Below are 25665 nucleotides of genomic sequence, written 5' to 3'. Positions count from 1 at the left end.
CCGGCGGCACCCATGCCCAATGGACATAACATGCCCGGCCTGCAGCCGCGCCTCGTGCTGGTGACGGGCCCGTCCGGGGCCGGCCGCTCCACCGCGATCCGCGCGCTGGAGGATCTGGGATTCGAGGCCATCGACAACCTGCCGCTGTCGCTGCTGCCAAGGCTGCTGGACGGTCCGCCGCCGGGGCCTCTGGCGCTTGGGGTGGATGTGCGCAACCGGGATTTCTCGACCGCCGGGCTGACGGAACTGGTCGACCACCTGCGCCGCCGCCAGGGCGTGCCGCTGGAGGTGCTGTACCTCGATTGCCGGGCCGAGGTCCTGTCGCGCCGCTTTTCCGAGACCCGCCGCCGCCATCCGCTGGCCCCCGCCGAAACCCCCGAGGACGGCATCGCGCGTGAATTCGACCTGCTGGGGCCGGTGCGGGGGCGCGCCGACGTGCTGGTCGATACCTCGGACATGACGATCCACGACCTGCGCGCCGAGATCGGCCGCCTGTTCGCCGCCGAGGGCGCGCAGGGCATGGCGATCAACCTGCAGAGCTTCAGCTACAAGCGTGGCCTGCCGCGCGGCATCGACATGGTGTTCGACGTGCGTTTCCTGCGCAATCCCTACTGGGAACCCACGCTGCGCGACCTGACGGGGATGGACCCGGCGGTGCAGGCCTATGTGGCGGCGGATCCGCGCTTTGATCCGTTCCTGCAGAAGGTCACGGACCTTACGCTGATGCTGTTGCCGGCCTATATCGAGGAGGGTAAGGCGCATCTGGCGATCGGGTTCGGCTGTACCGGGGGCAAGCACCGTTCCGTCACTTTGGCGGAAAGGCTGGGGCAGGCCCTTGCGGAGGCCGGCTGGCAAGTGTCAATTAGGCACCGAGAGCAGGAAGGACGCCAGCTCGGGGGCGGCAAGGGATGACCGTGGCCCGGAAAGCGGAAGGGATCCCGGCATTGATCGGAATTGTCATCGTTGCCCATGGCGGGCTGGCCCGTGAATACAAGGCCGCGGTGGAACATGTGGTGGGCATGCAACCCGGTATCGAGGCGATCTCGATCGGGGTGGATGACAGCCGCGCCGGCAAGGAGCAGGAGATCTGCGCCGCCGCCAACCTGGTCGACCAGGGCAATGGTGTTGTCGTCGTCACCGACATGTTCGGCGGCTCTCCCAGCAATCTGTCGTTGATGGCCTGCCGGCCGGACGACAGGCGGATCCTTTACGGTGTCAATCTTCCGGCCTTGATCAAGCTGGCGAAGTCGCGCCATAAGTCGCTCCCGGAGGCTGTGCGCGACGCGACGGAAGCGGGTCGCAAATATATCGACAGCCGCAACCTGAGCGGAGGCTGAGGGAGGGGAGATGACCGAGAACGTTCTGCGGACGCTGACCATCGTCAACGAAAAGGGGCTGCATGCCCGGGCTTCGGCCAAGTTCGTGGAAGTGGTCGAGGGTTTCGATGCCCGCGCCGAGGTCAGCCGGGATGGCGATTCGACATCCGGTGACAGCATCATGGGCCTGCTGATGCTGGCGGCCGGCAAGGGCAGCACCATCGAGGTCGAGACCTCGGGGCCCGATGCCGTGGCGCTGGCCGAGGCACTGGCGCATCTGGTGGCGAACCGCTTCGGCGAGGACATGTAACCGCGGGCCGCAGCGCGGTCCGGCAGTGCAAGGACGGGTGAAGGCCGGTGGTGGACAGTTCCCAGGATCATGGTGCCCTGACGGGGCGGGGGCAGGCGCCGGGCGTCACCCGTTACGACCGGCGCACGCTGACCTATTCCACCACCTTCGAGGATCCGCTGAAGCGCAATGTCATCCGCACGATGGAGTGGATGACCGGCAAGCTGACGATCCTGCGGCTGATCCGCCGGTTCGAGCGCATGGGCAGCCCGCGCGGCCAGGCCTTCTGGAAGGGCTGCCTGGATGTCATGGGCATTCCCGTGACCACGCCCGAGGACCAGCTGGCGCATATCCCCAGGACCGGCCCTGTGGTGGTGGTGGCCAATCACCCGCACGGGCTGGTCGATGGCATGATCCTGGCCGAGCTGATCGGCCGGCGGCGTCAGGATTACCGGATCCTGACGCGCTCGGTGCTGGACGGGCTGGACGAGGTGGCGTCGTCGTTCATGATCACCGTGCCGTTCCCCCATGACCCCGAGGCGCAGCCAAAGATGGTCGAGATGCGCGCGAAGGCCATGGCGCATCTGAAGCAGGGCGGGCTGGTGGCGGTGTTTCCGTCGGGGGTGGTTGCGACCTCGGCCACGATGTTCGGCCCGGTGGTCGAGGCCGAATGGAACGTCTTTACCGCCCAGATGATCCGCCGCAGCGGAGCGCAGGTCGTGCCGATCCACTTTACCGGGGCGAATTCCCGGGCCTACCACGTGGCGAACCGGATCTCGGGGGTGCTGAGGCAGGGGCTGTTGCTGCACGAGATCGTCCATACGCTGAACCGCCCCCAGACGCCGGTGGTGGGCGAGGTGGTGGGCCCCGAGCGCATGGCGCAGCTGCAGGCCGATCCGCGCGGCTTCATGGCCTGGCTGCGGGACCATACGCTGGGGCTTTGAGCGGGGTTTGACGGGGCCTTGACTGTGGGCCGGGCAGGGGGCGCTGCCCCCGTCAGCCTGTGGCTGACTCCCCCGAGGTATTTCAGGACAAGAAAATGGAGGGTGTGGGCATCGGGGGCCAGGGGCGCGTTACTGGCGGCGCAGCAGGCGGAAGGCCTCGGAGGCGGCCCAGCCCGAGAGCACCGCGATCAGGATCGCCAGCAGGCCGTAGAGCGTCGCGTTGTCGCGCGAGAGGCTGTTGAGCCATTGTTCCAGGCCGACCTTGCCGACATGCAGCCGGGCTTCGTGGGTCGAGACGACGTGGCCTTCGCGGGTCAGGAAGACGCGCACGGTGTAATCGCCCTCCTCGAGGTTCGAGGGCAGGGCGATGGAGGTGCGGAACAGCGTCTGTTCGTCGAAGCGGACCGAGCGTTCGTTGACCAGGTAGAGGTGGTTGCGCTCGCGGATGCGGATCAGGGCGTCGACGAAGTTGTCCTCGTCGAGGACATCGTCGCGCGAGGTGATGTAGCGGATCGCGCTTGGGATGGTGATGCGGTGGCGGAGGTCCTCGGTGGCGGTGAGCGAGGTGTCGAGCGGCGCCGAGGTGGCCACGGCGTAGAAGCTGGGGGCCGAGCGGATCGTCACCTGGTCGGTGTTCACCCAGATCCCGGCGCGGCGCGCCTTGCGGTGGATGACCAGCGTTTCCGAGGGGCCGGCGACGGTGATGATGACATCGAGCGGCGGCACCCTGGCGGGCTGCTCGCGTTTGACGGCGCCGAAGATCAGCAGCTCGGATCCGTCGAAATTGGCGGTGATGGCGACGCGGTTCTGGCTGAGGCCCAGCACAACCTGTTCGTCGGGGGTCTTTGACGCCTGGGCAAAGGCTGCCAGCGGCGACAGGAGCAGGGCGAGGGCAAGCAGGAAGCGGGTCATTGCAGGGCCGTGATCGAGTAGACGTCGGAGGGCGGCAGGAAGAGGCCGAAGGCGAGCTTCAGGCAGACCCCGAGGACCAGCATCGCCAGCAGGATGCGCAGCTGTTCGGCCTTGAGTTTCGCACCGATGCGGGTGCCGATCTGGGCGCCGATGACGCCGCCGATCAGCAGGAAAAGCGCCAGCAGGATATCGACCGTGTGGAAGGTGACGGCATGCAGGAAGGTGGTGAAGGCCGCCACCAGGATGATCTGGAACAGCGAGGTGCCGATCACCACCTTGGTGGGCATGTGCAGGATGTAGATCATCGCCGGCACCATGATGAAGCCGCCGCCCACCCCCATGATGGCCGAGAGCACCCCCACGAAGAAGCCCACCAGCACCGGCGGAATGACCGAGATGTAGAGGCCCGAGGTGCGGAAGCGCATCTTCAGCGGCATGGTATGCACCCAGCCGCGCTGCTTGCGCCTGGGCACCGGGCCGCCGCGCCCGGCCCGGCGGATGGCGCGCAGGCTTTCGACGAACATCAGCCCGCCGATGGCGCCCAGGAAGACCACGTAGCACAGGTTGACCAGCAGATCGACCTGGCCGAGCTGCTTGAGCATCTTGAAGATGAAGACGCCGATCGCGGCCCCGGCGACGCCGCCGGCCTGCATCAGCACGCCCATCCTCAGATCGACGGTCTTGCGTTTCAGATGCGCGAACAGCCCCGAGACCGACGAGGCGACGATCTGGTTCGCCGAGGTCGCCACCGCCACCGACGGCGGGATGCCCACGAAAAAAAGCAGCGGCGTGATCAGGAACCCGCCGCCGACACCGAACATGCCCGAAAGAACCCCCACCAGGCCGCCAAGGCCCAGCAGCAGGTAGATGTTCACGGAGACCTCGGCGATGGGCAGGTAGATCATGGCTATTCCTAGCGTCAAGCGGGGCGCGCGCGCAACAGCGACGCGCATCCGCCTGCCCGTTCCTCCTCCGGCGAACAGCTTTCGCTTGCACGAAAAACGCCCCGTCGGACAAGTCCGCGGGGCGTTCAATTCCGCATGCGTGGCCGTGCGGCCTCAGCGTTCCTTGCTGTAGGGCTCGCCGCTGGCGCGCGGCGGGACCGCGGCGCCGACGAATCCGGCCAGGATGATGATCGTCAGGATGTAGGGCAGCACGTTCATGAACTGCACGGGGATGACGATGCCGTCGCCCAGGTTGATGTTCTGGTAGCGCAGCGCCACCGCCTGCAGCAGGCCGAACAGCATCGTGGCCGACAGCGCGTACCAGGGCCGCCACTTGGCGAAGATCAGCGCCGCCAGGGCGATGTAGCCGCGGCCCGCGACCATCTCCTTGACGAAGCCCGCCTGCAGGGCGGTGGACAGGTAGCTGCCCGCCAGGCCGCACAGCAGCCCCGCGATCAGCACCGCGCTGAAGCGCAGCCGCGCGACCGAGACGCCGGCGGTGTCGACGGCGCCGGGGTTCTCGCCCACGGCGCGCAGGCGCAGGCCAAAGCGCGTGCGGTAGAGGATCCACCAGGTGACCGGCACCAGCAGGAAGGCCACGTAGACCAGGATCGAATGCCCCGAGATCAGGTCGTGGTAGATCGGCCCCAGCACCGGCACCGGTTCGATGGCATCGGCGAAGGGCAGGGTGACGGGCAGGAAGCGCACGTTGCCCAGCGTCGGCGTCTGCCCGCCCTGGCCGAACCAGGTCTGAGAGATCAGAACCGTCACCCCCGAGGCGAGGAAGTTCAGCGCCACCCCCGAGATCAGCTGGTTGCCGCGGAAGGTGATCGAGGCCAGGCCATGGATCAGCGAGAACACCAGCGAGGCGGCGATGCCCGCCAGAAGCCCCAGCACGACCGAGCCCGACACATAGGCCACCGCCGCCGAGAAGAAGGCCGCGACCAGCGCCTTGCCCTCAAGGCCGATGTCGACGACGCCCGCGCGCTCCGAAAAGAGCCCCGCGAGGCACATCAGCAGCAGCGGCGTGCCCAGCCGGATGGTCGAGCCCAGGATTTCGATGATTGTGCTCAGGTCCATGTCAGCCTTCCTTCCGGCGCAGGGCTGCGAACAGGCTGACCAGCGGCCAGCGCACCAGGTTGTCGAGCGCCCCCGTGAACAGGATCACCAGGGCCTGGATGACGATGATCAGCTCGCGCGGGATCGAGGTCCACATGGCCAGCTCGGCGCCGCCCTGATACAGGAAGCCGAACAGGATCGAGGCCAGCACCACGCCCAGCGGGTGGTTGCGCCCCATCAGCGCCACGGCGATACCGATGAAGCCCGCGCCCTCGGCCGAGTTCAGGATCAGCCGTTCGGCCTCGCCTTGCGTGGCATTGACGCCCATCAGGCCCGACAGCCCGCCCGAGATCAGCAGCGCGATTATCATCACCTTGACCGGAGAGATGCCCGCGTATTTCGCCCCCGATTCCGAGAACCCCAGCGAACGGATCGCGTAGCCCAGCCGGGTGTGCCAGATCAGCAGCCAGACGAAAACCGCCGCCAGGATCGCCAGGAAGAAGCTGACGTTCGCCGGCGAGCCGCGGAACATCTTCGGCCCCATGAACGAGAACATGTCATGGAAGCTGGGCAGGTGGGTGGCGGCAGGGAAGACCGCGGATGCCGGCTCCATCGAGCCCATCGGGCGCAGGTGGTTGACCAGCAGGTAGTTGATCAGCGCCGCCGCGATGAAGTTGAACATGATCGTGGTGATCACGATATGGCTGCCGCGCTTGGCCTGCAGATAGGCCGGGATCAGCATCCACAGCGCCCCGAAGACCGCCGCGGCCACCGTCGATCCCAGGATCGCCAGTTCCCAGTTCGGCCAGGGGATGAACAGGCACACCAGGGTCACGCCCAGGCTGCCCAGCACCGCCTGGCCTTCGCCGCCGATGTTGAACAGCCGCGCATGGAACGCCACCGACACTGCAAGGCCGGTGAAGATGAAGTTCGTGGCATAGTAGAGCGTATAGCCCCAGCCCGAGGACTTCATCAGCGCGCCCTCGACCATGATCTTGAAGGCTTCCCAGGGGTTTTCCCCGATCAGCACGATGGCAATGGCGGAAATCAGCGCCGCCAGCAGCACCGAGATCAGCGGGACCAGGACCACATCGGCCCAGGCAGGCATCCTATCCATTTTGGGAAGCCCCTTCTTGTTCCACGGCCGCGAGGCTTTCCTCGACCGCCTTCCAGTCTTCTTTGCCGGGTTCGCCGGCGATGCCCGCCATCAGCAGGCCCAGTTCGCGTTCGGTGGTCTGGCCGGGCAGGCGTTCGCCCATGATCTGACCGTCGAACATCACCGCGATGCGGTCCGATAGCGACATGATCTCGTCCAGCTCGACCGAGACCAGCAGCACCGCCTTGCCCGCGTCGCGCAGGCGGACGATTTCCTGGTGGATGAACTCGATCGCGCCGATGTCGACGCCGCGCGTCGGCTGGCCGATCAGCAGCAGGTCGGGGTTGCGCTCGATCTCGCGCGCCAGGACGATCTTCTGCTGGTTCCCGCCCGAGAAGTTCTTGGCCTTCAGTTCGGGGTCGGGGGGCCGCACGTCGAAACGGTCCATCTTGGCCGCCGCCTCTCTGCGGATGGCGGCATTGTCCATCAGCAGACCCTTTTGCCACTGCGGATCCAGGTGATAGCCGAAGACGGTGTTCTCCCAGGCGGAGAATTCCATGATCAGGCCCTCGCGCTGGCGATCCTCGGGGACGTGGCCGATCGAGGCCTCGCGCCGGGCATGACCGTCCGATCCCTTGCCCGAAAGCGGCAGGGGCGCGCCCATCATGGTGATCTGGCCGGTGCCTTCCATGATGCCGCCCAGCACGTTCATCAGTTCCGACTGGCCGTTGCCGGCGACGCCCGCGATGCCAAGGATCTCTCCGGCGCGGATGTCGAAGGAGATGCCCTTGACGCGCTCGACGCCCTTGTCATCGGTGACGTGCAGGTCCTTCACGGACAGCACCACCTCGCCCGGGACGGGCGGCGTCTTGTCGACGCGCAGCAGCACCTTGCGGCCCACCATCAGCTCGGCCAGCTCCTCGGGAGAGGTCTCGGCGGTCTTGACGGTGGCGGTCATCTGGCCGCGCCGCATCACCGAAACCGTGTCGGTGATCTCCATGATCTCGCGCAGCTTGTGGGTGATCAGGATGATGGTCTTGCCCTCCTTGCGCAGGTTGGCAAGGATGCGGAACAGGTGGTCGGCCTCGGCGGGCGTCAGCACGCCCGTCGGCTCGTCCAGGATCAGGATGTTGGCCTCCCGGTAGAGGGCCTTCAGGATCTCGACCCGCTGCTGGTGGCCGACGGAAAGATGTTCGATCAGCGCGTCGGGGTCGACGTGCATCTCGTATTCCTCGGCCAGCTGTTTCAGCGTCTTGCGGGCCTTGGACACGGAGGGGCGCAGGAAGGCGCCGTCCTCGGCGCCCAGGATCACGTTTTCCACGACCGAGAAGTTCTCGACCAGCTTGAAGTGCTGGAAGACCATCCCGATGCCGGCGGCGATGGCGGCCTGGCTGTCGGTGATCTCGGTCTTTCTGCCGTCGATCCAGATCTCGCCCGCATCGGCCTTGTAGAAGCCGTAGAGGATCGACATCAGGGTCGACTTGCCCGCGCCGTTTTCACCGATGATCCCATGAATGGTTCCCGGCATGACGCGGATGGAAATGTCCTTGTTGGCCTGCACCGGGCCGAAGGCCTTCGAGATCCCCTTGAGCTCGATGGCGGGGGCAATGTCTGTCATATGCGGCGTCCCGTGCGTGCATGGTGGGTGCGGAATGCGGAACAGGGGCCGCGGGTCTTGCGGCCCCTGCTCATCCTGCGTCCGGCGGGGCAGGGGCCCCGGCCGGCGGCGTGCCTCAGAACTGAAGCGCCGGGCAGGTGTTGTCGGTCGAGTAGTCGTGCACCTTGATCGTGCCCGCGATGATGCCTTCCTTGGCCTTTTCGGCGGCGGCGGCCATCTCGGGGGTGATCAGGTCCTTGTTGTTGTCGTCCACGGCGTAGCCCACGCCGTCTTCCTTCAGGCCGCGCACCGACACGCCGGTCTTCAGGGCATCGCCTTCCTTCATGGCCTCGTAGGTGGCCAGGTCGACGCGCTTGAGCATCGAGGTCAGCACATGGCCCGGATGCAGGTAGTTCTGGTTGGCGTCGACGCCGATGCCATAGACGTTCTCGTCCGAGGCGGTCTGCAGCACGCCCAGCCCCGAGGCGCCGGCAGCGGCAAAGATCACGTCAGAGCCCTGCGCGATCTGCGCCTTGGTCAGCTCGGATGCCTTCAGCTGGTCGTTCCAGGCCGAGGGATCGGTGCCGATCATGTTGGCGATGACCTTGATGTCGGGGTTGACCGACTTGGCGCCCTGGGCAAAGCCGCAGCCGAACTTGCGGATCAGCGGGATGTCCATGCCGCCGACGAAGGACACGGTGCCGGTGGTCGATTTCATCGCCGCCAGCACGCCCACCAGGTACGACCCCTCTTCTTCCTTGAACAGCACCGACAGCACGTTCGGATGCGCATCCGGGTCGACATAGCCGTCGATGGTCACGAACTTGATGTCGGGATAGTCGGCGGCGATGTTCGCGATCGGGGTCGAGAACGAGAAGCCGGTCGTGATGATCGGGGTGAAACCCTCTTCGGCAAAGCGGCGCAGGACCTGTTCGCGCTGCGCTTCCGAGCTGATCTCAATGTCCTTGTACTTGCCGCCGGTGTCCTTGGCCCATTGTTCGGCGCCGTGATAGGCGGCCTCGTTGAAGGACTTGTCGAACTTGCCGCCCAGGTCATAGATCAGGGCGGGTTCGGCCACGGCCGCGGAGGCCGCCATCACGAGGGCAGTCGCGGCAGCGCCGAGGAAAGTGGTCTTGAGGGTCATGCGTGTCTCCCGTTTGCTTGGCCGTCTTGTCGTCCGGTCGGCTGCGGCCCTAGCCTTGAGGATCGGAACGATCCTCTCGATTTAGGACAGAGGCCCCACATCCGGTCAATAGAATTTCCTGACCGTTTGGTTGAACCGGTGTGGCGCGCTGCACGCCTCAGGCCAGGCTCTTGCCCATGATTTCGGCGTCCTTGGACGAACCATCGGGCGCGCGGTAATAGCGCGGACGGCGGCCGGTCAACCGGAACCCTGCGGCAAGATAGAGGCCGATGGCAGCTTCGTTATCGGAAGCGACCTCGAGAAAGGCATTTGCGGCGTTGCGGGCAAGGGCTTCGTCGGCAAAGCGGGTCATCAGCGCCCGCCCGGTGCCCTGGCGTCGCGCGGCGGGATCGACGGCCAGCGTCAGCACCTCGGCTTCGTCCAGGATGACCCGGCCCAGCAGGAAGCCCGAGGGTTCCGTGACGATGAAATTCGCGGGGTCGCCCAGCAATTGGGCGAATTCCGGTGCGGTCCATGGACGCGGCGTGGAAAAGCACAGCGCGTGCAGGTGGGCAAGATCCTCGGGGGTCATGGGATGATCCGGGGCGGCGCGTCGCGCGGCGGGGCGGCATCGGCGGGGCGCAGGTAGAAGGGGGCGGGGGGCGCGTGGTCCTGGCCCAGCCGGGCCCGTGCCGCCAGCGCCAGCGCCGGGGCGGGGTTCGGGGCGGCGGGCTGCGCGCCGGGGGCGGCGCCCAGCACGACGGTGCCTGCGGGGGTCAGCTCGGCCGGGATCGCGGTTGCATCGAACAGCTGCGCCGGGGACGTGCCCGTCGTGTCGAACAGCTGGCCGTAGATCTGGTCGCGCGGCGCGGGCAGGGTGGCCAGCGCCGGGCGGGGGGCAGCAAGGGCCAGCGCCTCGAAGCCGGTGATGCCGATGGCGGGGATCTTCAGCGCCAGTGCCAGCCCGCGCGTCAGCGCCACCGCGATGCGGATGCCGGTGAAGTTGCCGGGCCCCACCCCCACCGCCAGCGCGTCCAGATCGGCCCAGCTGCAGCGGGCCTCGGCCAGCAGCTCCTCCAGTAGGGGGACCAGGCGTTCGGCCTGGCCGCGGGCCATGGGCTCCAGCCGTTCGGCCAGCAGCGTGTCGCCGCGCAACAGCGCCGCGGCGCAATGCGGGGCAGAGGTGTCGATGGCAAGGATCAGGGCGGCGGTCGGATCGCAGGGCAAGGGGCGTGCTTTCGTGAAACGGCCTGCCGAAGGGGGCTTCGGCAGGCCGGGAAGATCCAAAGCGAGGGGCGGCGCCTTATACGGCGACCGGACGGACCTCGGTCACTTCGGGGATGTAGTGCCGCAGCAGGTTCTCGATCCCCATCTTCAGCGTCAGCGTCGAAGAGGGGCAGCCCGCGCAGGCGCCCTGCATGTGCAGATAGACGACGCCACGGTCGAAGCCGTGGAAGGTGATGTCGCCGCCGTCCTGCGCCACGGCGGGACGCACGCGGGTATCGAGCAGTTCCTTGATCTGGCCGACGATCTCTTCGTCGGGGCCGTCATGGTCGGCATGGCCCGAGGCGGGCGCGGCGGAACCGCCCATCACCGGCTCTCCCGACTGGAAGTGCTCCATGATGGCGCCCAGCAGCGCGGGCTTCAGGTGGTCCCATTCCAGCGTGTCGGCCTTGGTCACGGTGACGAAATCGGTGCCGAAGAAGACACCGGTGACGCCATCGACGCTGAACAGCCGTTTCGCCAGCGGAGAGGTGTCGGCCGTGGCGGCCGAGGGGAAATCCGCCGTGCCCATGTCCAGCACGGTCTGACCGGGCAGGAATTTCAGCGTGGCGGGGTTCGGCGTGGATTCGGTCTGGATGAACATCGGCAGGCCCTTTCTGTCAGCCCCCGATATGCGCTTTCGGCGGGCCGCTGTCAATCTTTGGAACCATTCTAAGGTGCGGCGCGCGCCCTCAGGTGATGGCCTCGAGGCGCTCTTTCGAGAGGTCTTCGGGAACGATGGTGACGGGCACCGGCAGCGAACCCGCGTTGCGGCTCATGGCCGAGACGAGCGGCCCGGGGCCGGCCTTGTGTTTGGCCGCACCCAGCACCAGCACGCCGATCTCGGGGTCCTCGCGGATCTGCGCCAGGATCTGCTCGTAGGGTTCGCCTTCGCGGATGACCAGTTCGGGCTGGACCTTCTGGCGGTCGCGCATCCATTTGGCGAAGACCTCGAAATGGGCCTCGATGCGTTCGCGGGCCTCGGCGCGCATCAGGTCGCCGACGCCGATCCAGTGGCCGAATTCCTCGGGTTCGATGACCGACAGAACCGTCACGCCGCCGCCGGTATGGGCGGCGCGCATGGCGGCAAAGCGCATCGCGTTCAGGCATTCGCGGCTGTCGTCCAGGACGACGAGAAACTTGCGCATGGGTATGGTCCTTTCGCGCGGATCATGACCCAAGCCCGAAGCCGGGGCAACGGAATTGCTTTGGCCCGGGATGGCCGCGGGTGATTGACCGGCGCCGCGCGGCCCGCTAAGGGGCGCGGGCGCGGAGGGCCGGATGATCGCGTCGGGGGTACCCCCGTCGAGGAAAGTCCGGACTCCACAGGGCAACGGTGCCGGGTAACGCCCGGCGGGGGCAACCCCAGGGACAGCGCCACAGAGAACAGACCGCCCCGGTCGTCCCGCATGGGACAGCTTCTTCGGAAGGTCCGGGGCAAGGGTGAAACGGTGCGGTAAGAGCGCACCGCGGGACGGGTAACCGGACCGGCATGGCAAGCCCCACCGGGAGCAATGCCGAATAGGGACTTCACGCGGGGCACCTGGTGTCACCGCAGGGCCGTCCTGGCCCGGAAGTCCGGGTTGGCAGCTAGAGGCCACGGGTAACCGTGGTCCGAGATGAATGATCATCGAACCGGGGCGACCCGGGGAACAAAATCCGGCTTACAGGCCCTCCGCGCATTTCCATCCACTGGCCTTTCGGTTGACGGCCTTTCGTCCGGCGGTTGCCGGACGGCAGATTTTTCCCGCCAGAGGGAACCCGCGCATCCGCCGCGCTGCAGCAGGCCGGGATCCGCCGATGGGGCCGGGCGGGCGATGGAACGTCGCCCCGGGGGCAGCGGGTTGATCCCCCAGAAGGCGGCACCCCCGGACGGGTCGCCGCAGACCTGAAGGAGTGAGACCATGACCAAGCTGTTCCGCACCACCAGCACCGCCGCCCTGATCGCCCTTGTCGCCTCGGCGCCGCTTGCAGGCTTTGCCGCGACCCAGGATGCCACGGCACCGAAGCCCTCGGCCTCGGCCAGCGCCACGGCGGACGGCAGCGCCACGGCCGACGCCACCACCACCACCGACCCGAGCGGCGCCACCGTGACCTCGACCACGGGCGATACTTCGACCGACATGGCGCAGGGCACCGATCCCTCGGCTCCGGCCGAGACGATGGCGGATGCCAAGGATCAGACGCAGCCGGTCGATGGCCAGATCACCATGCAGGATGACAACACGATCCTGGCGGACAACCTGATCGGCTCGACCGTGTTCAACAGCGCTGATGACAAGGTCGGCAGCATCGACGATCTGATCATCTCGATGGATGGCCAGGTGAAGGGCGTGGTGATCGGCGTCGGCGGCTTCCTGGGGATGGGCGAAAAGCATGTCGCCATCCAGATGGCCAGCCTGCAGGTCCAGAACGATGACCAGGGCAAGCCGCGGCTGATCACCTCGTCCACCAAGGACGACCTGGAGGCCGCCCCGGCCTTCGTCACCAAGGACGAGCAGAAGAAATCGGATGATGCCGCGCCGAAGGGCACTGACATGAGCGGGGCCTCGACCGGCAGCGCCACGGCGACCCAGTAAGGGGTCTGGCTGGCGGGATTTGATCCCCGGCACGGAAAAGGGCGGCTGCGGCCGCCCTTTTTGGTGAAAAAGCGCGGAAGCCCCCGAGATTCGCAGTTGACTCGGGGCCGCGTTCAAGTAGAAGCCGGGCTTCAAGAGTTTTCGAGAAGGACGAGGTGCCCGCCGTGGGCGTCCTGCGTCTGATGCAGGAGAGAAACAATGGCGAAGCCGACGACTATCAAGATCCGTCTGAACTCGACCGCGGGCACGGGCCATTTCTACGTGACCAAGAAGAACGCGCGTACCATGACCGAGAAGATGACCGTACGAAAGTACGACCCGGTGGTGCGGAAGCATGTCGAGTACAAAGAAGGCAAGATCAAGTAAGATCCCCTTCGACGACCATGCAGAAAGCCGCGCCGCAGAGCGCGGCTTTTTCTTTTGGGGCCGCGCCCTGTCTTCCCCCAGACAGACCCGTGATCGGAGCCCCCTCATGTCCCCCCTTCCACCTTGTGACTTACCCCCCTACGCCCGGCCGGCCGATGCCCGGCCGCCGCGGCTGCCGCAGGCCCTGCTGGCCGATGACCGGCTGCTGATCCGCCCGGCGCTGCCCGCCGATACCGAGGCCGTCGGCCGGATGATCCAGCGGTCGTACCGGGCGCTTCTGGCGGCCGACTACCCGCCCGAACTGCTGCGCGAGGCGCTGCCGCTGATCGGCCGCGCCCGGCCCGGGGTGCTGACCTGCGGGACCTATTTCATCGCCGAGATCGACGAGCGTGTGCTGGCGGGGGGCGGATGGACCGATTCGTCGCCGCACGGAGCGCCGGGGCGCAGCGGCGAGGCCCATATCCGCCATGTCGCCACCGATCCCGATGCGATCCGGCAGGGGCTTGGGCGGCGGGTGATCGCGCGGGTCATGCGCTCGGCCCGGGCGGCGGGGATCCGGGTGCTGCACGTCCAGGCGACGCTGACGGCGGCGCCGTTCTATGCGGCGCTTGGGTTCGAGCCGAAGGCGGGGATCGAGGTGCGGCTGCCCAACGGCCTGCTGTTCCCGGCCATCCAGATGCGGTGGGAGGCCCGTGGGGAGTGAAGAGGGGGCGCTGCCCCCATCGACCTGCGGTCGATTCCCCCGAGGTATTTGGAACAAGAAAATGGGGCGGAAACGAGAAAGGGCCGGTCGATGTGACCGGCCCTTCGGCGTTTCGGTGGCGGGCGCGTCAGTCGCGGTTGCCGAAGATCTGCAGCAGGAACATGAACATGTTGATGAAGTCGAGGTAGAGCTGCAGGGCGCCCATGATCGCGGCCTTGCCCAGCCATTCCTGGTCGGCGACGCGGGCGTGCTGGATGTAGGTCGTCTTGATGTTCTGGGTGTCATAGGCGGTCAGGCCCGCGAAGAGCAGCACGCCGATGATCGAGATGGCGAAGTAGAGCGCCGGGCTGCCCAGGAAGATGTTCACCACCGAGGCCACCAGGATGCCGATCACGCCCATCATCAGGAAGGTGCCCATGCCGGACAGGTCCTTCTTGGTGGTGTAGCCGTAGAGGCTGAGGCCGGCGAAGGCGATGGCGGTGACCAGGAAGACCTGGGCGATCGAGATGCCGGTGAAGGCCAGGAAGATCCAGCTGAGCGACAGGCCCATCACCGCCGCATAGGCGTAGAAGAAGAGCTGTGCGCCCGCCACCGACAGGCGGTTGATCGCGGCGCCGAAGGCGAAGACCATGATCAGCGGGGCGAACATCACGGCCCAGCCCAGGATCGTCATCTGGCCGGTTTCCATGTTGCGGAAGACGGCCATCAGCGCCGGTGTCGTGCCCACGGCCCAGGAGACCAGCGCGGTGATGAGCATCCCCACGGACATGGTGCCGTACACCTTGTTCATGTGGGCGCGCAGCCCCGCGTCGATGGACGCGGCGCGGCTGCCCGCCGCCGTGCGCATCGTTCTGAAATCAGCCATGAGAGCCTCCGATTGAATCTGCTTCACGCCCGTGTGGCGTGTTTGCACTGAATATCGGGAAGCCGGTCCGGCATTTCAAGATAGTTGATCGGAACAAATAGCCTTGTGAGGCGTCGTGACGAAAAAAAGACCCGCGGGGCGCGTGTGTCCTTCCGGTCAGGGAAGGGGCCCGGCGGGTCGAGTATGTGCCGGGGGTCGGGGAGACCGCGGGCACAAGGGGAGACTTGCCAAACGGGAGCGGGGCAAGTTCCGGGACAAAGGGGGCCGCCTAGGGCGGCAGGGGCCTTCAGCAGGCCAGACGGCGCGGTGCGTCCCAGATCCGGCGGGCCGCCTCGGTGCGGGCGGTGTCGCGGCTCAGGCCGATGTCGGCCAGCATCTCGTCGCTGAGGTGGGCCAGGGCGCGGCGCTCGCGGCGGATCTGCAGGAAGGTTGCAAAGGTCTCGAACGGCGAGCGCTTGGCTGGGGCCGTCCGGGACAGGTCGGTGGTCAGAAGGCGCGTGCTCATGTCGTTTCCTTTCAGGGCGCTGATCTATCCGTCTGTCTTCATGATTTCCGTTGATGGATATGGCGGAGTATGATCAATATTGGAAATGAATGTTTCTGCGAAACAACATCACGGGATTTGATGATATGCGGAATCTGGACATGACCTCGCTGCGCAGCTTCGTCGCGGTGGCGGATCACGGCGGTGTCACCAAGGCCGCGGGGATCCTGAATTTTACCCAGTCGGCTGTGTCCATGCAGTTGAAACGGCTGGAGGAAATGCTTGGGATCGAGCTTTTGGACCGCTCCAGCCGGCGTATCGCGCTGACCTCGGCCGGAGAGCAGTTGCTGGGTTATGCCCGACGCATCATCGAAATGAATGATGAGGCGCTGACCCGGCTGACCAGCAAGAATTACGAGGGGGAATTTGTCCTCGGGGTGCCGCATGACATCGTTTATCCGGTGGTGCCGGGCGTGCTGCAGAGATTCGTGTCGGAATTTCCGCGGATGAAGGTGCAGCTGGTCTCGGGCTATACCCGCAGCCTGAAGGAGCAGTTCGAGCGCGGCGAGATCGACATCATCCTGACCACCGAACGGGAACCGGGGCCGCGGGCCACCATCCTGGACGAACGGCCGCTGGCCTGGATCGGCGGTCATGGCGGCCAGGCCTGGCGGCATCGGCCGCTGCGCTTTGCCTCGGGGCGCAACTGCCTGTTTCGGCCCCATGCCATCCGCATGATGGAGCAGGGCGGCATCGACTGGGAGAACGCGGTGGATACCGCATCGGACCGGACGGTCGAGGCCACGGTCTCGGCCGATCTGGCCATCAGCGTGATGATCGAGGGGACCGAGCCGCCGATGCTGCAGGTGATCGACCACGGCGGCGAACTGCCCGAGCTGGGGACCCAGCTGATCTGCCTTTATGTGCAGGACCGGGGCGCCGGAGAGGTCGCGGCCCGCATGGCCGAGCTGCTGAAGATGGGCTATGCCGTCGCCGATGCCGGGCCGCCGCCCGCACCGCGCCGCGAGGCCGAGATGACCGAACCCGGGCCCTCGGCCAGCCTGCGGCGGCATTCCTGGCAGCAGGAACTGGCGCGGGCGCGGCGCAACGGCACCCGGGTGTGAGCTGCCTTACATCGTGATCACGACCTTGCCGGTGGCCTGGCGGGTCTGCAGCAGGGCGATGCCCTCCATCGCGCGGTCCAGCGGGAAGGTGTCGCTGACATGCGGATGCAGGCGGCCCTCGGCCAGCCAGGCCATCAGCTGCGCGACCGAGGCCGTGACGACCTCGGGGGCGAAGGTATAGTAGGCGCCCCAGTAGACCCCCAGCAGGTCGATGTTCTTGACCAGCATGTGGTTCGGGCGGACCTGGGGCAGGTCGCCCGAGGCAAAGCCGATCAGCAGCACCCGGGCCTGCGGCTTGCAGGCGCGGAAGGCCTCGGTGAAGAGGGCGCCGCCCACCGGATCATAGACCACGTCGGCCCCGCCCAGGGCCAGGATGCCTGCCCGCACGTCCTGGGTGGTACTGTCGATGAAATAATGGGCGCCCGCGGCGCGGGCGACAGACTCTTTTTGCGCCCCCGAAGCCACGGCGATCACCGTGGCCCCCATCAACCGGCCCAGTTCACAGGCGGTCAGGCCGACGCCGCCGGTGGCCCCCAGCACGACCAGGGTTTCGCCGGGTTGCAGGCGGGCGCGATGCGACAGGGCAAGGTGGCTGGTGCCATAGGCGATCTGCAGGGCGGCCGCGTCCACATAGCGGACGGCATCGGGCAGGGCGACGGCGCGGCTGGCGGGAAACACGCCCTTTTCTGCCAGGGCGCCCTGGCCGCTGTACACGGCGACTCGCGTTCCGATTGTAAATCCGCTGCCTGAACCGGCGGCTTCGATCACGCCCGCGCATTCCAGACCCAGCGTGAAGGGATGAGTCGGCGTGTCCTGATACGTGCCCCTGATCATCAGCGTGTCGGCAAAGTTCAACCCGGCCGCGCATATCTTCACAACCACGTCATTTTCACCGTGCGCCGGAAGCGCGATCCGTTCCAGCACCGGCGCCTTTCCCGGAGCGTTGCAGCGTAGGGCGCGCATGAAGATCCTCCCATTTCCTAGCGTTTTCTTAAGGATAGAGATGCGTGGTAAACGCACGTTCCGCCGCAGTGCGGCAATCACGACGATGCTGCATCGCGGCGGATGGCACAACAGGGACGATAGGCGCAGGCTTGAAGTGCCGTCGAAAATTGAATTACCAACAATTCCGGGTGTGTTGCTGACGGGGTGCAACTTGCGTCTTGGTTGAAAGCTGTTAACATCCGGACACGCTGTAGGGATGCGCGGCGTCTATATTTGCAACCTTAGCCCTGCGTGGTACGCGCCGGTTTCCCCAATCGGCGACAGCAGGCCGGGCCTATTCAGGAGCCAGGAATGACTCATCCGGTGGATGTACATGTTGGTAAACGCATTCGTCATCGCAGGTGGCTGGTGGGCATGACCCAGCAGCAGCTCGCGGAACGCGTCGGTATCAAGTTCCAGCAGATCCAGAAATACGAGACCGGCGCCAACCGCGTCAGCGCCTCGCGTCTTTGGGATATTGCAGATGCCCTCGAAGTGCCCGTCAGCTTCTTCTTCGAAGGTCTCGAGGCCGAGAACGCTTCGCTGCACGGCGATTCCGTGCCCGCGGACGTGATGGGCGACAAGGAAGCGCTGGAGCTGATCCGCTCCTACTACGCGATTCCGGAAAATCAGCGCCGCCGCCTGTTCGAACTGGCCCGCGTGCTGAGCGACGTCGCCTGAGGCGATCCTGTCGGGGGCGGGGGCAAGACCGCCCTCTCGATGCGTCCTCTCGCCGGGGCGCGCTTGTCAGGCGCGCTGCCGGGCGTTAGCCCTGCTGCCATCTGTTATCCGGAAGGTGAGGCGCAATGGTGGCGGAACGCGACATGGCAGAGGCGGCGGATCTGCTGGCCTGTGCCCACGAGATGGCAGATGCCGCAGCGGCGGTGATCCTGCCCTATTTCCGCCAGGCGGACCTGTCCGAGGACAACAAGCTGGCCGGTGGCTATGACCCCGTGACCGAGGCCGACCGCGCCGCCGAACAGGCGATGCGCGCCGTTCTGGGCCGTCGCCGCCCCCAGGACGCCATCCTGGGCGAGGAATTCGGCACCGCCGCAGGCACCAGCGGCCTGACCTGGGTGCTGGATCCGATCGACGGCACCCGCGGCTTTGTCAGCGGCACCCCGACCTGGGGCGTGCTGATCGGCCTGATGGACGGCGAAAACGTCCTGCTGGGCATGGTGGACCAGCCCTATACCCGCGAACGTTTCTGGGGTGGCTTCGGCGAGGCCCGCCTGACCGGCCCGCATGGCGACCGCGCCCTTGCGACCTCGGCCACGACGGAGCTGTCGCAGGCGGTGCTGTTCACCACCTTCCCCGAAGTGGGCACCCGGGCCGAGGGCGCGGCCTTCGCGCAGGTCGCGAAGCAGGTCAAGCTGACGCGCTACGGCATGGACTGCTATGCCTATGCGCTGCTGGCCATCGGCACGGTCGATCTGGTGATCGAGGCGGGGCTGAATTCCTACGACATCCAGGGCCCCATCGGCGTGGTCGAGGCCGCCGGCGGCATCGTCACCAGCTGGCAGGGCGGCCCGGCGCTGATGGGCGGCCGGGTTCTGGCGGCGGCAAACCCCACGCTGCACGCGGCGGCGCTGGCGATCCTCTCGACCATCCCGGAGGGTTGATGACCGCGATCCTGATCCGCAACGCCGACCACATCCTGACGATGGACGACACCCGGTCCGAACAGACCGGTGCCGACATCCTGGTCCAAGGCGGGGTGATCCGCGCCATCGGCCCCGCCCTGCCGGCCCCCGAAGGCGCGCGGATCCTCGAGGCGAAGGGCTGCCTGGTCACGCCCGGCCTGGTGAACACGCACCATCACCTCTTCCAGACGCTGACGCGCGCGGTGCCGGGCGGGCAGGATGCGCTGCTCTTTGGCTGGCTGCAGACGCTCTATCCGATCTGGTCGCGCTTCGGCCCCGAGGAAATGCATGTCTCGGCACTGACGGGGCTGGCGGAACTGGCGCTGTCGGGCTGCACGCTCAGCTCGGATCATTGCTATCTTTTCCCGAACGGCGCGCGCCTGGATGACAGCATCGCCGCCGCGCAGCAGGTGGGCCTGCGCTTCCACGCCACCCGCGGCGCCATGTCGATCGGCGAAAGCCAGGGCGGGCTGCCCCCCGATGCGCTGGTCGAATCCGAAGCCGCGATCCTGAAGGACTGCATCCGCGTCATCGACCGCTTCCACGATGCCGCCGAAGGTGCCATGATCCGCGTCGCCGTCGCCCCCTGTTCGCCCTTCTCCGTCTCGCGCGACCTGATGCGCGACGCGGCGATCCTGGCGCGCGACAAGGGCGTGATGATGCACACGCATCTGGCCGAGAACGACGAGGACATCGCCTATTCCGAGGCCACCTTCGGCTGCCGCCCCGGCCAGTATGCCGAGGAGCTGGGCTGGACGGGCGATGACGTCTGGCACGCCCATTGCGTCAAACTCGACACGACGGAAATCGACCTCTTCGCACGCAGCGGCACCGGTGTCGCCCATTGTCCCTGCTCGAACTGCCGGCTGGGATCCGGCATCGCTCCGGTGCGCCCGATGCGCGATGCGGGCGTCAAGGTGGGGCTGGGCGTCGACGGATCGGCCAGCAACGACAGCGGCAACCTCGCGGCCGAGGCCCGCATGGCGATGCTCCTGCAGCGCGTGCGCTACGGCGCCGATGCGATGAGCGCCCGCGAGGCGCTGGAAATCGCCACCCGCGGCGGTGCCGATGTGCTGGGCCGCCCCGACTGCGGCCGCCTTGAAGCGGGCAAACGCGCCGACATCGCCCTCTGGGACATGACCGGAATCGAGGCCGCGGGCTCCTGGGACCGCGCCGCCTTCCTGCTCGCGGGCCCGATGAAGGTCCGCGACCTGCTGGTCGAAGGCCGCCACATCGTCCAGAACGGCACCCTGCCGCATCTCGACCTGCCGGCAATCCTGGCCCGCCAGACCGCCCTTGCCGCCCGGCTTGCCGCATGACCGAGGACGAGGCCCGCACCTTCGCCGCCATCAACGCGGCGCGCGCCTCCCACGGCCTGGGCCCGCTCGCCCATGATCCCCATGCTGAACGGGCGGCCCGGGACCAGGCCCGCGACATGGCGCAGAACCGCTTCATGGGCCATGGCGGCAGCGACGGCACGGGGCCTGCGCAACGCCTCGAACGCACCGGCTACCGCTGGTCCTTCGTCGCGGAAAACCTCTCCTTCAACTACCCCGACCCCGAAGCCACGGTGGCCGGCTGGATGGACAGCCCCGGCCACCGCGCCAATATCCTCGCGCCCCAGGCCATCCACCTCGGCACCGCCACCGAAACCGGCGCCCTCGGCCCCTACCGTGCGGCGGTCTTCGCGGCCCCCCTCTGATCCCCGGTTCCCTGTCATCTGGCCGAAAATACTCCGGGGGAATCGGCGCGGTACGCGACGATGGGGGCAGCGCCCCCGCCGCCCTCTCAGCCCAGGGCCTTCCGCCCGCCGATCCAGACCGCCTGCACCGCCCGGTCATCGCCCATCATGATGGTCGGAAAGACCGCCTCCCACAGATCCTGCGCCCGCTCTGCCCGCTGCGCGATGGCGGCGGTCGATTCCAGGTCCAGCACCACGATGTCGGCCTCGGATCCCGGCGCCAGCGTGCCGATCCGGTCCGCCATGCCGATCGACCCGGCCGATCCGGCGGTCGCCAGCCACAGCAGTTGCGCCGGATGCAGCGGCGTGCCCTTCAGCTGGCCGATCTCGTAGGCCGCCCCCATCGTCCGCAGCATCGAGAAATCCGATCCCCCCCCGGTATCCGTCGCCAGACCCACGCGGATGCCCGCACCCTTCATCCCCATCATGTCAAAAAGCCCCGAGCCGATGAAGGTGTTCGAGGTCGGGCAATGCACCACCGCGGCCCCCACCTCGGCCAGCCGGTCGATCTCGCGCGGTTCCATGTGGATCGCATGGCCATAAAGCCCGTTCGCCCCCAGCAGCCCATGCGCCTCGTAGGTGTCCAGATAGTCGCGCGCCTCCGGGAACAGCGATTTCACCCAGGCGATCTCGTCGGTCTGCTCGCTCAGATGGGTCTGCATCAGGCACTCGGGATGCTCGGCCCACAGCGCCCCCATCGCCGCCAGCTGCCCGGGCGTCGAGGTCGGAGAGAACCGCGGCGTGATCGCATAGGAAATCCGCCCCCGCCCGTGCCATTTCTCCAGCAATGCCTTGCTGTCGTCATAGGCCGATTGCGCGGTGTCGCGCAGCCCTTCGGGGGCATTGCGGTCCATGCAGGTCTTGCCCGCCACCACCCGCTGCCCGCGCGCTTCGGCCGCGGCAAAGAACGCCTCGACCGAGGCCTTGTGGATGGTGCAGAAGCTCACCATCGAGGTGGTCCCGTGCGCCAGCGTCAGATCAAGATAGCGCGAGGCGATCTCCTCGGCATAGGCGGGATCGGCAAAGCGCATTTCCTCGGGGAAGGTGTAGCTGTTCAGCCAGTCGATCAGCCGTTTGCCCCAGCTGGCGATCATCGCTGTCTGCGGGAAATGCACATGCGCATCGACGAAGCCCGGCAGGATCAGCCCTTTGCCGTAAGGCACTTCGCGCACGCCCGGATGGGCCTCCCGCAGCGCCCCGGCCCGGCCGCGCGCCAGGATCAGACCGCCTTCCAGCAGGACGCCGCCGTCCTCTTCCAGCAGGACGCAGTCCTCCCACGGCTGCACGAAGGGATCGCCCGTGAAATCCAGCACGCGCCCCGTCAGCAGAACCTTGTCACCCATCGGCTGTCCTTCTCTCTTGCACTCTCACCGGCGGACAGGGTACCGGCGCCGCAAGCGCGCGTAAATCGCACCCCGCAGCATTGTTTCCCCGTCCCGGCGTCCTCTATGGTCCCGGAGACCGAGAGAGGGCCGCCCATGACCGAACCCGCCACCGACATCGATGACGACATCGGCCACGAGGAGGCCGCCTATTCGCTGGATCGCAAGACGGTCGCGGCGATATTAGAGGCCGTCGAGACGGGCAATCGCGAAGAGCTGGTCGCCCTGCTGGAACCGCTGCACGCGGCCGATATCGCCGACATGCTGGAACAGGTCTCGGCGCATGACCGCCGCCGCCTGGTGGAACTGTACGACAAGGAATTCGACGGCGAGATCCTGTCGGAACTGAACGACAGCATCCGCGACGAGGTGATCCAGTACCTGACGCCCGAGGTGCTGAAGGAAGCCGTCCGGGAGCTTGATTCGGACGACGTGGTCGATCTGGTCGAATACCTGGAAGAGCCGCAGCAGGAAGCCATCCTGGAGGCGCTGGAGATCGCCGACCGGGTCGCGGTCGAACAGGCGCTGACCTACCCCGAGGAATCGGCCGGTCGCCTGATGCAGCGCGAGGTCGTCGCGGTGCCCGAGTTCTGGTCCGTGGGCCAGGCCATCGACATGATGCGCGAACGCGAGGACCTGCCCGAGCAGTTCTACCACGTCATCCTGGTCGATCCCAAGATGCGCCCGGTCGGCCATGTGACGCTGGGCAAGCTGATGGCCAGCCCCCGCAAGACCCCCCTGCGCGAGATCACCGAACCCGGCTTCCGCACCATCCCGGCGCTGCAGGACGAGGGCGACGTGGCCTATGCGTTCAACCAGTACCACCTGATCTCGGCGCCGGTCGTGGACGAGGACGAGCGCCTGGTGGGGGTGATCACCATCGACGATGCGATGATCGTGCTGGATCTGGAACACGAGGAAGACATCCTGCGTCTGGCCGGTGTCGGCGAGGGGTCGCTGAACGACCGCTTCACGGCAACGGTCAAGCAGCGCCTGCCCTGGCTGGCGGTGAACCTGGCGACGGCGATCCTGTCGGCCAGCGTGATTTCCCTGTTCGAGGACGCGATTTCCAAGATCGTGGCGCTGGCGGTGCTGATGCCGATCGTGGCCTCGATGGGCGGCAATGCCGGGACCCAGGGGCTGACGGTGGCGGTGCGCGCCATTGCCACCAAGGACCTGACGCCCGCCAACGTCTGGCGGGTGCTGCGCCGCGAGGCCGCGGTGGGGGTGGTCAACGGCGTCAGCTTTGCGATCATCATGGGGGTGATCGCCTTCCTGTGGTTCCACCAGCTGAAGCTGGCGCTGGTGATCGGGGCTGCGATGATCGTCAACCTGTTCGTCGCGGCGCTGGCGGGCACGGTGATCCCGGTGGTGCTGAACCGCCTCAGGGTCGATCCGGCGCTGGCCTCGGGGACCTTCGTGACGACGATGACGGATGTCTGCGGGTTCTTCTCGTTCCTGGGCTTTGCCGTGCTGGTGCTGTTTTGAGCGAGCTGGCCGCGCGGAAGGCTGCGGCCCGCAAGGCGGCCTTCGCACGCCGCGCCGCGGCCCATGCCGGGGCCGGGCCCGGCCGGGCGGGGATGCTGTCATCGGTGCTGGCGGGCTATCGCGGCGTGCCGCTGGCGGGCTACTGGCCGATCCGCACCGAGATCCCGCCCACCGCCGCGCTGGAAGAGGCCGCCGCCCATGGTCCCGTCGGCCTGCCGGTGATCGAGGGCCCGGGGCTGCCGCTGCGCTTTGCCCTGTGGGAGCCGGGCTGCGCCATGGTGGCGGGCGACTACGGCGCCCATGTGCCGGCGCGGCTGGAGTGGATGGTGCCCGAGATCGTCATCGTGCCGCTGGTGGCCTTCGACGCCCGAGGTGGACGTCTGGGCTATGGCGGCGGCTTTTACGACCGCACGCTGGAAGGGCTGCGGGCCGGGCGCGCGACGCTGGCGGTGGGCTTTGCCTATGATGCGCAGGAGGCCGAGGGGCTGCCGCTGGAGGCGACCGACCAGCCGCTGGATCTGATCGTCACCGAAAGCCGGGTGATCGTTCCGGAGTGATCCGGGGGGGGCGGGTTTCTTCGGGTGGGGCGGGAACCCCGGCGGGGTCTTGGGCGATGAACCGGGCAGGGGGCTCTGCCCCCGTCGCTGCGCGACTCCCCCGTCATATTTGGGGAAAGATGAAAGCCCGGAGGCCCGACCCGATGCGCCTGTTCGACTGTAGCTGCGGCAATACGCTGTTTTTCGACAATAGCCTGTGCACGGCCTGCGGGCGGACGGCGGGCTGGTGCGCCGGCTGCGGCGCGGTCTGTGCGCTGGAGCCCGAGGGCGATCACTGGCGCTGCGCGGGCTGCGGGGCAGAGGTGGCGCTGTGCCGCAATTACGCGGTCGAGGCGGTGTGCAACCGGACCGTGCCGGTGGGGGGCGGAGCGTTCTGCGACTGCTGCCGCCACAATGCCACGGTGCCCGACATGAGCGTGCCGGGAAACCGTGAGAAATGGGCGCGGCTGGAGGCCGCCAAGCGGCGGCTGATCTATGCGCTGGACCGGCTGGGGCTGCCGCATGGCGCGCCGGGGGAGGCCGATCCGGGGCTGGCCTTTGCCTTCATGGGCGATCCGCAGGATGCCGGGCTGTGGCGCAGCGCGGGCGAGGCCGAGCGCGTCTATACCGGCCATGCCGACGGGCTGATCACCATCAACATCCGCGAGGCCGATCCGGCCGAACGCGAGCAGATCCGCGTCGATATGGGCGAGGCGCATCGCACCCTGATCGGCCATTTCCGCCACGAGGTCGGCCATTACTACTGGGACCTGCTGATCCGCGATGATCCTCAGGCGCGGGCGGATTTCGTGGCGGTCTTCGGGGATCCCGACGATCCGCCCTATGCGCAGGCGCTGGAGCGGCACTATGCCGAAGGGGCGCCGGCCGACTGGGCACAGGCCCATGTCAGCGCCTATGCCACCATGCACCCCTGGGAAGACTGGGCCGAGACCTGGGCGCTGTATCTCGATATCGTCAGCGTGCTGGACACGGCCGGCAGCCTGGGGTTGGCGGGGGCCGAGGGCGCGCGCGGCATGAGGGAGATGCTGCTGCGCTACCGGCGCCTGGGGCTGGTGCTGAACGAGCTGAACCGCGAGATGGGATTGCTGGATTTTGCCACCGCCGCCATCCCGGAACCGGTCGAGGCGAAGCTGGCCCATGTGCACAGCGTGGTTTTGCAGGCTTCGGGGGGCGGATTTCTGGACAAAGGCGCTGCCCTGTGACATT

Annotated in this window: 29 protein-coding genes and 1 other RNA gene; 16 read left to right on the top strand and 14 right to left on the bottom strand. The window is 67.3% G+C overall.

Translation table 11 applies throughout. The features are described 5' to 3' along the window. Nucleotides 1-12: 12 nt before the first annotated feature. From rapZ to AC2ITM_RS15905, 4 genes are read left to right on the top strand one after another with little or no spacing between them, the layout of a single operon-like run. On the top strand, nt 13-912 hold the full coding sequence (gene rapZ / locus AC2ITM_RS15920; protein WP_486467608.1) for an RNase adapter RapZ: 900 nt from the start codon (nt 13-15) through the stop codon (nt 910-912). A 32-nt stretch (nt 913-944) separates the two neighbouring features. After that, nucleotides 945-1337, top strand: a complete 393-nt coding sequence (locus tag AC2ITM_RS15915; RefSeq protein ID WP_486469449.1) for a PTS sugar transporter subunit IIA — start codon at nt 945-947, stop codon at nt 1335-1337. A gap of 10 nt (nt 1338-1347) precedes the next feature. After that, nucleotides 1348-1626, top strand: a complete 279-nt coding sequence (locus tag AC2ITM_RS15910) for an HPr family phosphocarrier protein (RefSeq protein ID WP_486467607.1) — start codon at nt 1348-1350, stop codon at nt 1624-1626. A 47-nt stretch (nt 1627-1673) separates the two neighbouring features. Beyond that, complete coding sequence (locus AC2ITM_RS15905) at nt 1674-2549, top strand: lysophospholipid acyltransferase family protein (protein WP_486467606.1); 876 nt, start codon at nt 1674-1676, stop codon at nt 2547-2549. Nucleotides 2550-2678: 129 nt separating this feature from the next. Here AC2ITM_RS15905 and AC2ITM_RS15900 read toward each other — a convergent pair whose 3' ends face one another. The 10 genes from AC2ITM_RS15900 to AC2ITM_RS15855 form a co-directional block, all read right to left on the bottom strand. Then, a complete protein-coding gene (locus tag AC2ITM_RS15900; RefSeq protein WP_486467605.1) occupies nt 2679-3461 on the bottom strand; it encodes a TIGR02186 family protein in 783 nt (260 codons plus the stop codon). Next, a complete protein-coding gene (locus tag AC2ITM_RS15895) occupies nt 3458-4366 on the bottom strand; it encodes a sulfite exporter TauE/SafE family protein (protein WP_486467604.1) in 909 nt (302 codons plus the stop codon). Before AC2ITM_RS15895 ends, AC2ITM_RS15900 begins: the two co-directional genes overlap by 4 nt. Before the next feature lie 153 nt (nt 4367-4519). Further along, nucleotides 4520-5485, bottom strand: a complete 966-nt coding sequence (locus AC2ITM_RS15890) for an ABC transporter permease (RefSeq protein WP_486467603.1) — start codon at nt 5483-5485, stop codon at nt 4520-4522. A gap of 1 nt (nt 5486) precedes the next feature. Continuing rightward, a complete protein-coding gene (locus tag AC2ITM_RS15885; protein ID WP_486467602.1) occupies nt 5487-6581 on the bottom strand; it encodes an ABC transporter permease in 1095 nt (364 codons plus the stop codon). Further along, complete coding sequence (locus tag AC2ITM_RS15880) at nt 6574-8178, bottom strand: ABC transporter ATP-binding protein (RefSeq protein ID WP_486467601.1); 1605 nt, start codon at nt 8176-8178, stop codon at nt 6574-6576. Before AC2ITM_RS15880 ends, AC2ITM_RS15885 begins: the two co-directional genes overlap by 8 nt. A 115-nt stretch (nt 8179-8293) precedes the next feature. Then, on the bottom strand, nt 8294-9301 hold the full coding sequence (locus tag AC2ITM_RS15875) for a BMP family lipoprotein (protein WP_486467600.1): 1008 nt from the start codon (nt 9299-9301) through the stop codon (nt 8294-8296). Nucleotides 9302-9458: 157 nt separating this feature from the next. Next, nucleotides 9459-9872, bottom strand: a complete 414-nt coding sequence (locus AC2ITM_RS15870) for a GNAT family N-acetyltransferase (RefSeq protein ID WP_486467599.1) — start codon at nt 9870-9872, stop codon at nt 9459-9461. Then, nucleotides 9869-10507: a tRNA (adenosine(37)-N6)-threonylcarbamoyltransferase complex dimerization subunit type 1 TsaB gene (tsaB, locus tag AC2ITM_RS15865; RefSeq protein ID WP_486467598.1), complete on the bottom strand. Its 639-nt coding sequence runs from the start codon at nt 10505-10507 to the stop codon at nt 9869-9871. Before tsaB ends, AC2ITM_RS15870 begins: the two co-directional genes overlap by 4 nt. A gap of 76 nt (nt 10508-10583) precedes the next feature. Further along, nucleotides 10584-11147 carry a NifU family protein gene (locus AC2ITM_RS15860; protein WP_486467597.1) on the bottom strand — a complete coding sequence of 188 codons (564 nt, stop codon included), beginning with the start codon at nt 11145-11147 and terminating at the stop codon, nt 10584-10586. 88 nt (nt 11148-11235) lie between these two features. Then, nucleotides 11236-11691: a universal stress protein gene (locus tag AC2ITM_RS15855; protein ID WP_486467596.1), complete on the bottom strand. Its 456-nt coding sequence runs from the start codon at nt 11689-11691 to the stop codon at nt 11236-11238. Between the two features lie 121 nt (nt 11692-11812). Here AC2ITM_RS15855 and rnpB point away from each other — a divergent pair. The 4 genes from rnpB to AC2ITM_RS15835 all read left to right on the top strand — a co-directional run bounded on the left by rnpB (nt 11813) and on the right by AC2ITM_RS15835 (nt 14191). Continuing rightward, nucleotides 11813-12226: RNase P RNA component class A (gene rnpB, locus AC2ITM_RS15850), an RNA gene on the top strand. Between the two features lie 221 nt (nt 12227-12447). Then, entirely contained in the window at nt 12448-13122 is a 675-nt protein-coding gene (locus AC2ITM_RS15845) for a PRC-barrel domain-containing protein (protein ID WP_486467595.1), read from the top strand. Between the two features lie 198 nt (nt 13123-13320). After that, the gene (gene rpmG, locus AC2ITM_RS15840; protein ID WP_007799108.1) at nt 13321-13488 is read left to right on the top strand and encodes a 50S ribosomal protein L33; all 168 of its coding nucleotides are present in this window, start codon (nt 13321-13323) and stop codon (nt 13486-13488) included. A 106-nt stretch (nt 13489-13594) separates the two neighbouring features. Then, entirely contained in the window at nt 13595-14191 is a 597-nt protein-coding gene (locus AC2ITM_RS15835) for a GNAT family N-acetyltransferase (RefSeq protein ID WP_486467594.1), read from the top strand. A gap of 127 nt (nt 14192-14318) precedes the next feature. Here AC2ITM_RS15835 and AC2ITM_RS15830 read toward each other — a convergent pair whose 3' ends face one another. Together AC2ITM_RS15830 and AC2ITM_RS15825 are read right to left on the bottom strand one after the other, a co-directional pair. After that, nucleotides 14319-15056, bottom strand: coding sequence for a Bax inhibitor-1/YccA family protein (locus AC2ITM_RS15830; protein WP_486467593.1), 738 nt, complete (start codon nt 15054-15056; stop codon nt 14319-14321). 286 nt (nt 15057-15342) lie between these two features. Further along, nucleotides 15343-15561 (bottom strand): DUF1127 domain-containing protein, encoded by a 219-nt coding sequence (locus AC2ITM_RS15825; RefSeq protein ID WP_486467592.1) that lies wholly within the window; start codon nt 15559-15561, stop codon nt 15343-15345. A 125-nt stretch (nt 15562-15686) separates the two neighbouring features. Here AC2ITM_RS15825 and AC2ITM_RS15820 point away from each other — a divergent pair, with 125 nt between their 5' ends. After that, nucleotides 15687-16664: a LysR family transcriptional regulator gene (locus AC2ITM_RS15820; protein WP_486467591.1), complete on the top strand. Its 978-nt coding sequence runs from the start codon at nt 15687-15689 to the stop codon at nt 16662-16664. Nucleotides 16665-16670: 6 nt separating this feature from the next. On the opposite strand, the gene AC2ITM_RS15815 is transcribed toward AC2ITM_RS15820, so the two are convergent. Beyond that, nucleotides 16671-17627 carry an NADPH:quinone oxidoreductase family protein gene (locus AC2ITM_RS15815; protein ID WP_486467590.1) on the bottom strand — a complete coding sequence of 319 codons (957 nt, stop codon included), beginning with the start codon at nt 17625-17627 and terminating at the stop codon, nt 16671-16673. A 333-nt stretch (nt 17628-17960) separates the two neighbouring features. On the opposite strand from AC2ITM_RS15815, the gene AC2ITM_RS15810 reads away from it, so the two are divergent. The 4 genes from AC2ITM_RS15810 to AC2ITM_RS15795 all read left to right on the top strand — a co-directional run bounded on the left by AC2ITM_RS15810 (nt 17961) and on the right by AC2ITM_RS15795 (nt 20993). Next, nucleotides 17961-18329, top strand: coding sequence for a helix-turn-helix domain-containing protein (locus tag AC2ITM_RS15810; RefSeq protein WP_486467589.1), 369 nt, complete (start codon nt 17961-17963; stop codon nt 18327-18329). 125 nt (nt 18330-18454) lie between these two features. Continuing rightward, on the top strand, nt 18455-19270 hold the full coding sequence (gene hisN, locus AC2ITM_RS15805) for a histidinol-phosphatase (RefSeq protein WP_486467588.1): 816 nt from the start codon (nt 18455-18457) through the stop codon (nt 19268-19270). Further along, nucleotides 19270-20610 (top strand): 8-oxoguanine deaminase, encoded by a 1341-nt coding sequence (locus AC2ITM_RS15800; RefSeq protein WP_486467587.1) that lies wholly within the window; start codon nt 19270-19272, stop codon nt 20608-20610. The genes hisN and AC2ITM_RS15800 overlap by 1 nt, the downstream gene beginning before the upstream one ends. After that, nucleotides 20607-20993 carry a CAP domain-containing protein gene (locus tag AC2ITM_RS15795; RefSeq protein WP_486467586.1) on the top strand — a complete coding sequence of 129 codons (387 nt, stop codon included), beginning with the start codon at nt 20607-20609 and terminating at the stop codon, nt 20991-20993. Before AC2ITM_RS15800 ends, AC2ITM_RS15795 begins: the two co-directional genes overlap by 4 nt. Nucleotides 20994-21079: 86 nt before the next feature. On the opposite strand, the gene guaD is transcribed toward AC2ITM_RS15795, so the two are convergent. After that, nucleotides 21080-22375: a guanine deaminase gene (guaD, locus tag AC2ITM_RS15790; protein WP_486467585.1), complete on the bottom strand. Its 1296-nt coding sequence runs from the start codon at nt 22373-22375 to the stop codon at nt 21080-21082. Nucleotides 22376-22510: 135 nt separating this feature from the next. On the opposite strand from guaD, the gene mgtE reads away from it, so the two are divergent. From mgtE to AC2ITM_RS15775, 3 genes are all read left to right on the top strand, one after another. After that, complete coding sequence (mgtE, locus tag AC2ITM_RS15785; protein WP_486467584.1) at nt 22511-23902, top strand: magnesium transporter; 1392 nt, start codon at nt 22511-22513, stop codon at nt 23900-23902. Beyond that, nucleotides 23899-24459, top strand: a complete 561-nt coding sequence (locus tag AC2ITM_RS15780) for a 5-formyltetrahydrofolate cyclo-ligase (RefSeq protein ID WP_486467583.1) — start codon at nt 23899-23901, stop codon at nt 24457-24459. Before mgtE ends, AC2ITM_RS15780 begins: the two co-directional genes overlap by 4 nt. Nucleotides 24460-24602: 143 nt before the next feature. Continuing rightward, the gene (locus AC2ITM_RS15775; RefSeq protein WP_486467582.1) at nt 24603-25661 is read left to right on the top strand and encodes a zinc-binding metallopeptidase family protein; all 1059 of its coding nucleotides are present in this window, start codon (nt 24603-24605) and stop codon (nt 25659-25661) included. Nucleotides 25662-25665 lie beyond the last annotated feature (4 nt).

It is taken from the genome of Pseudooceanicola sp. NS-SX9 (assembly GCF_057380705.1).
The sequence above is the reverse complement of the archived record's forward strand: the minus strand, read 5'-3'. Positions and strand labels throughout refer to the sequence as shown.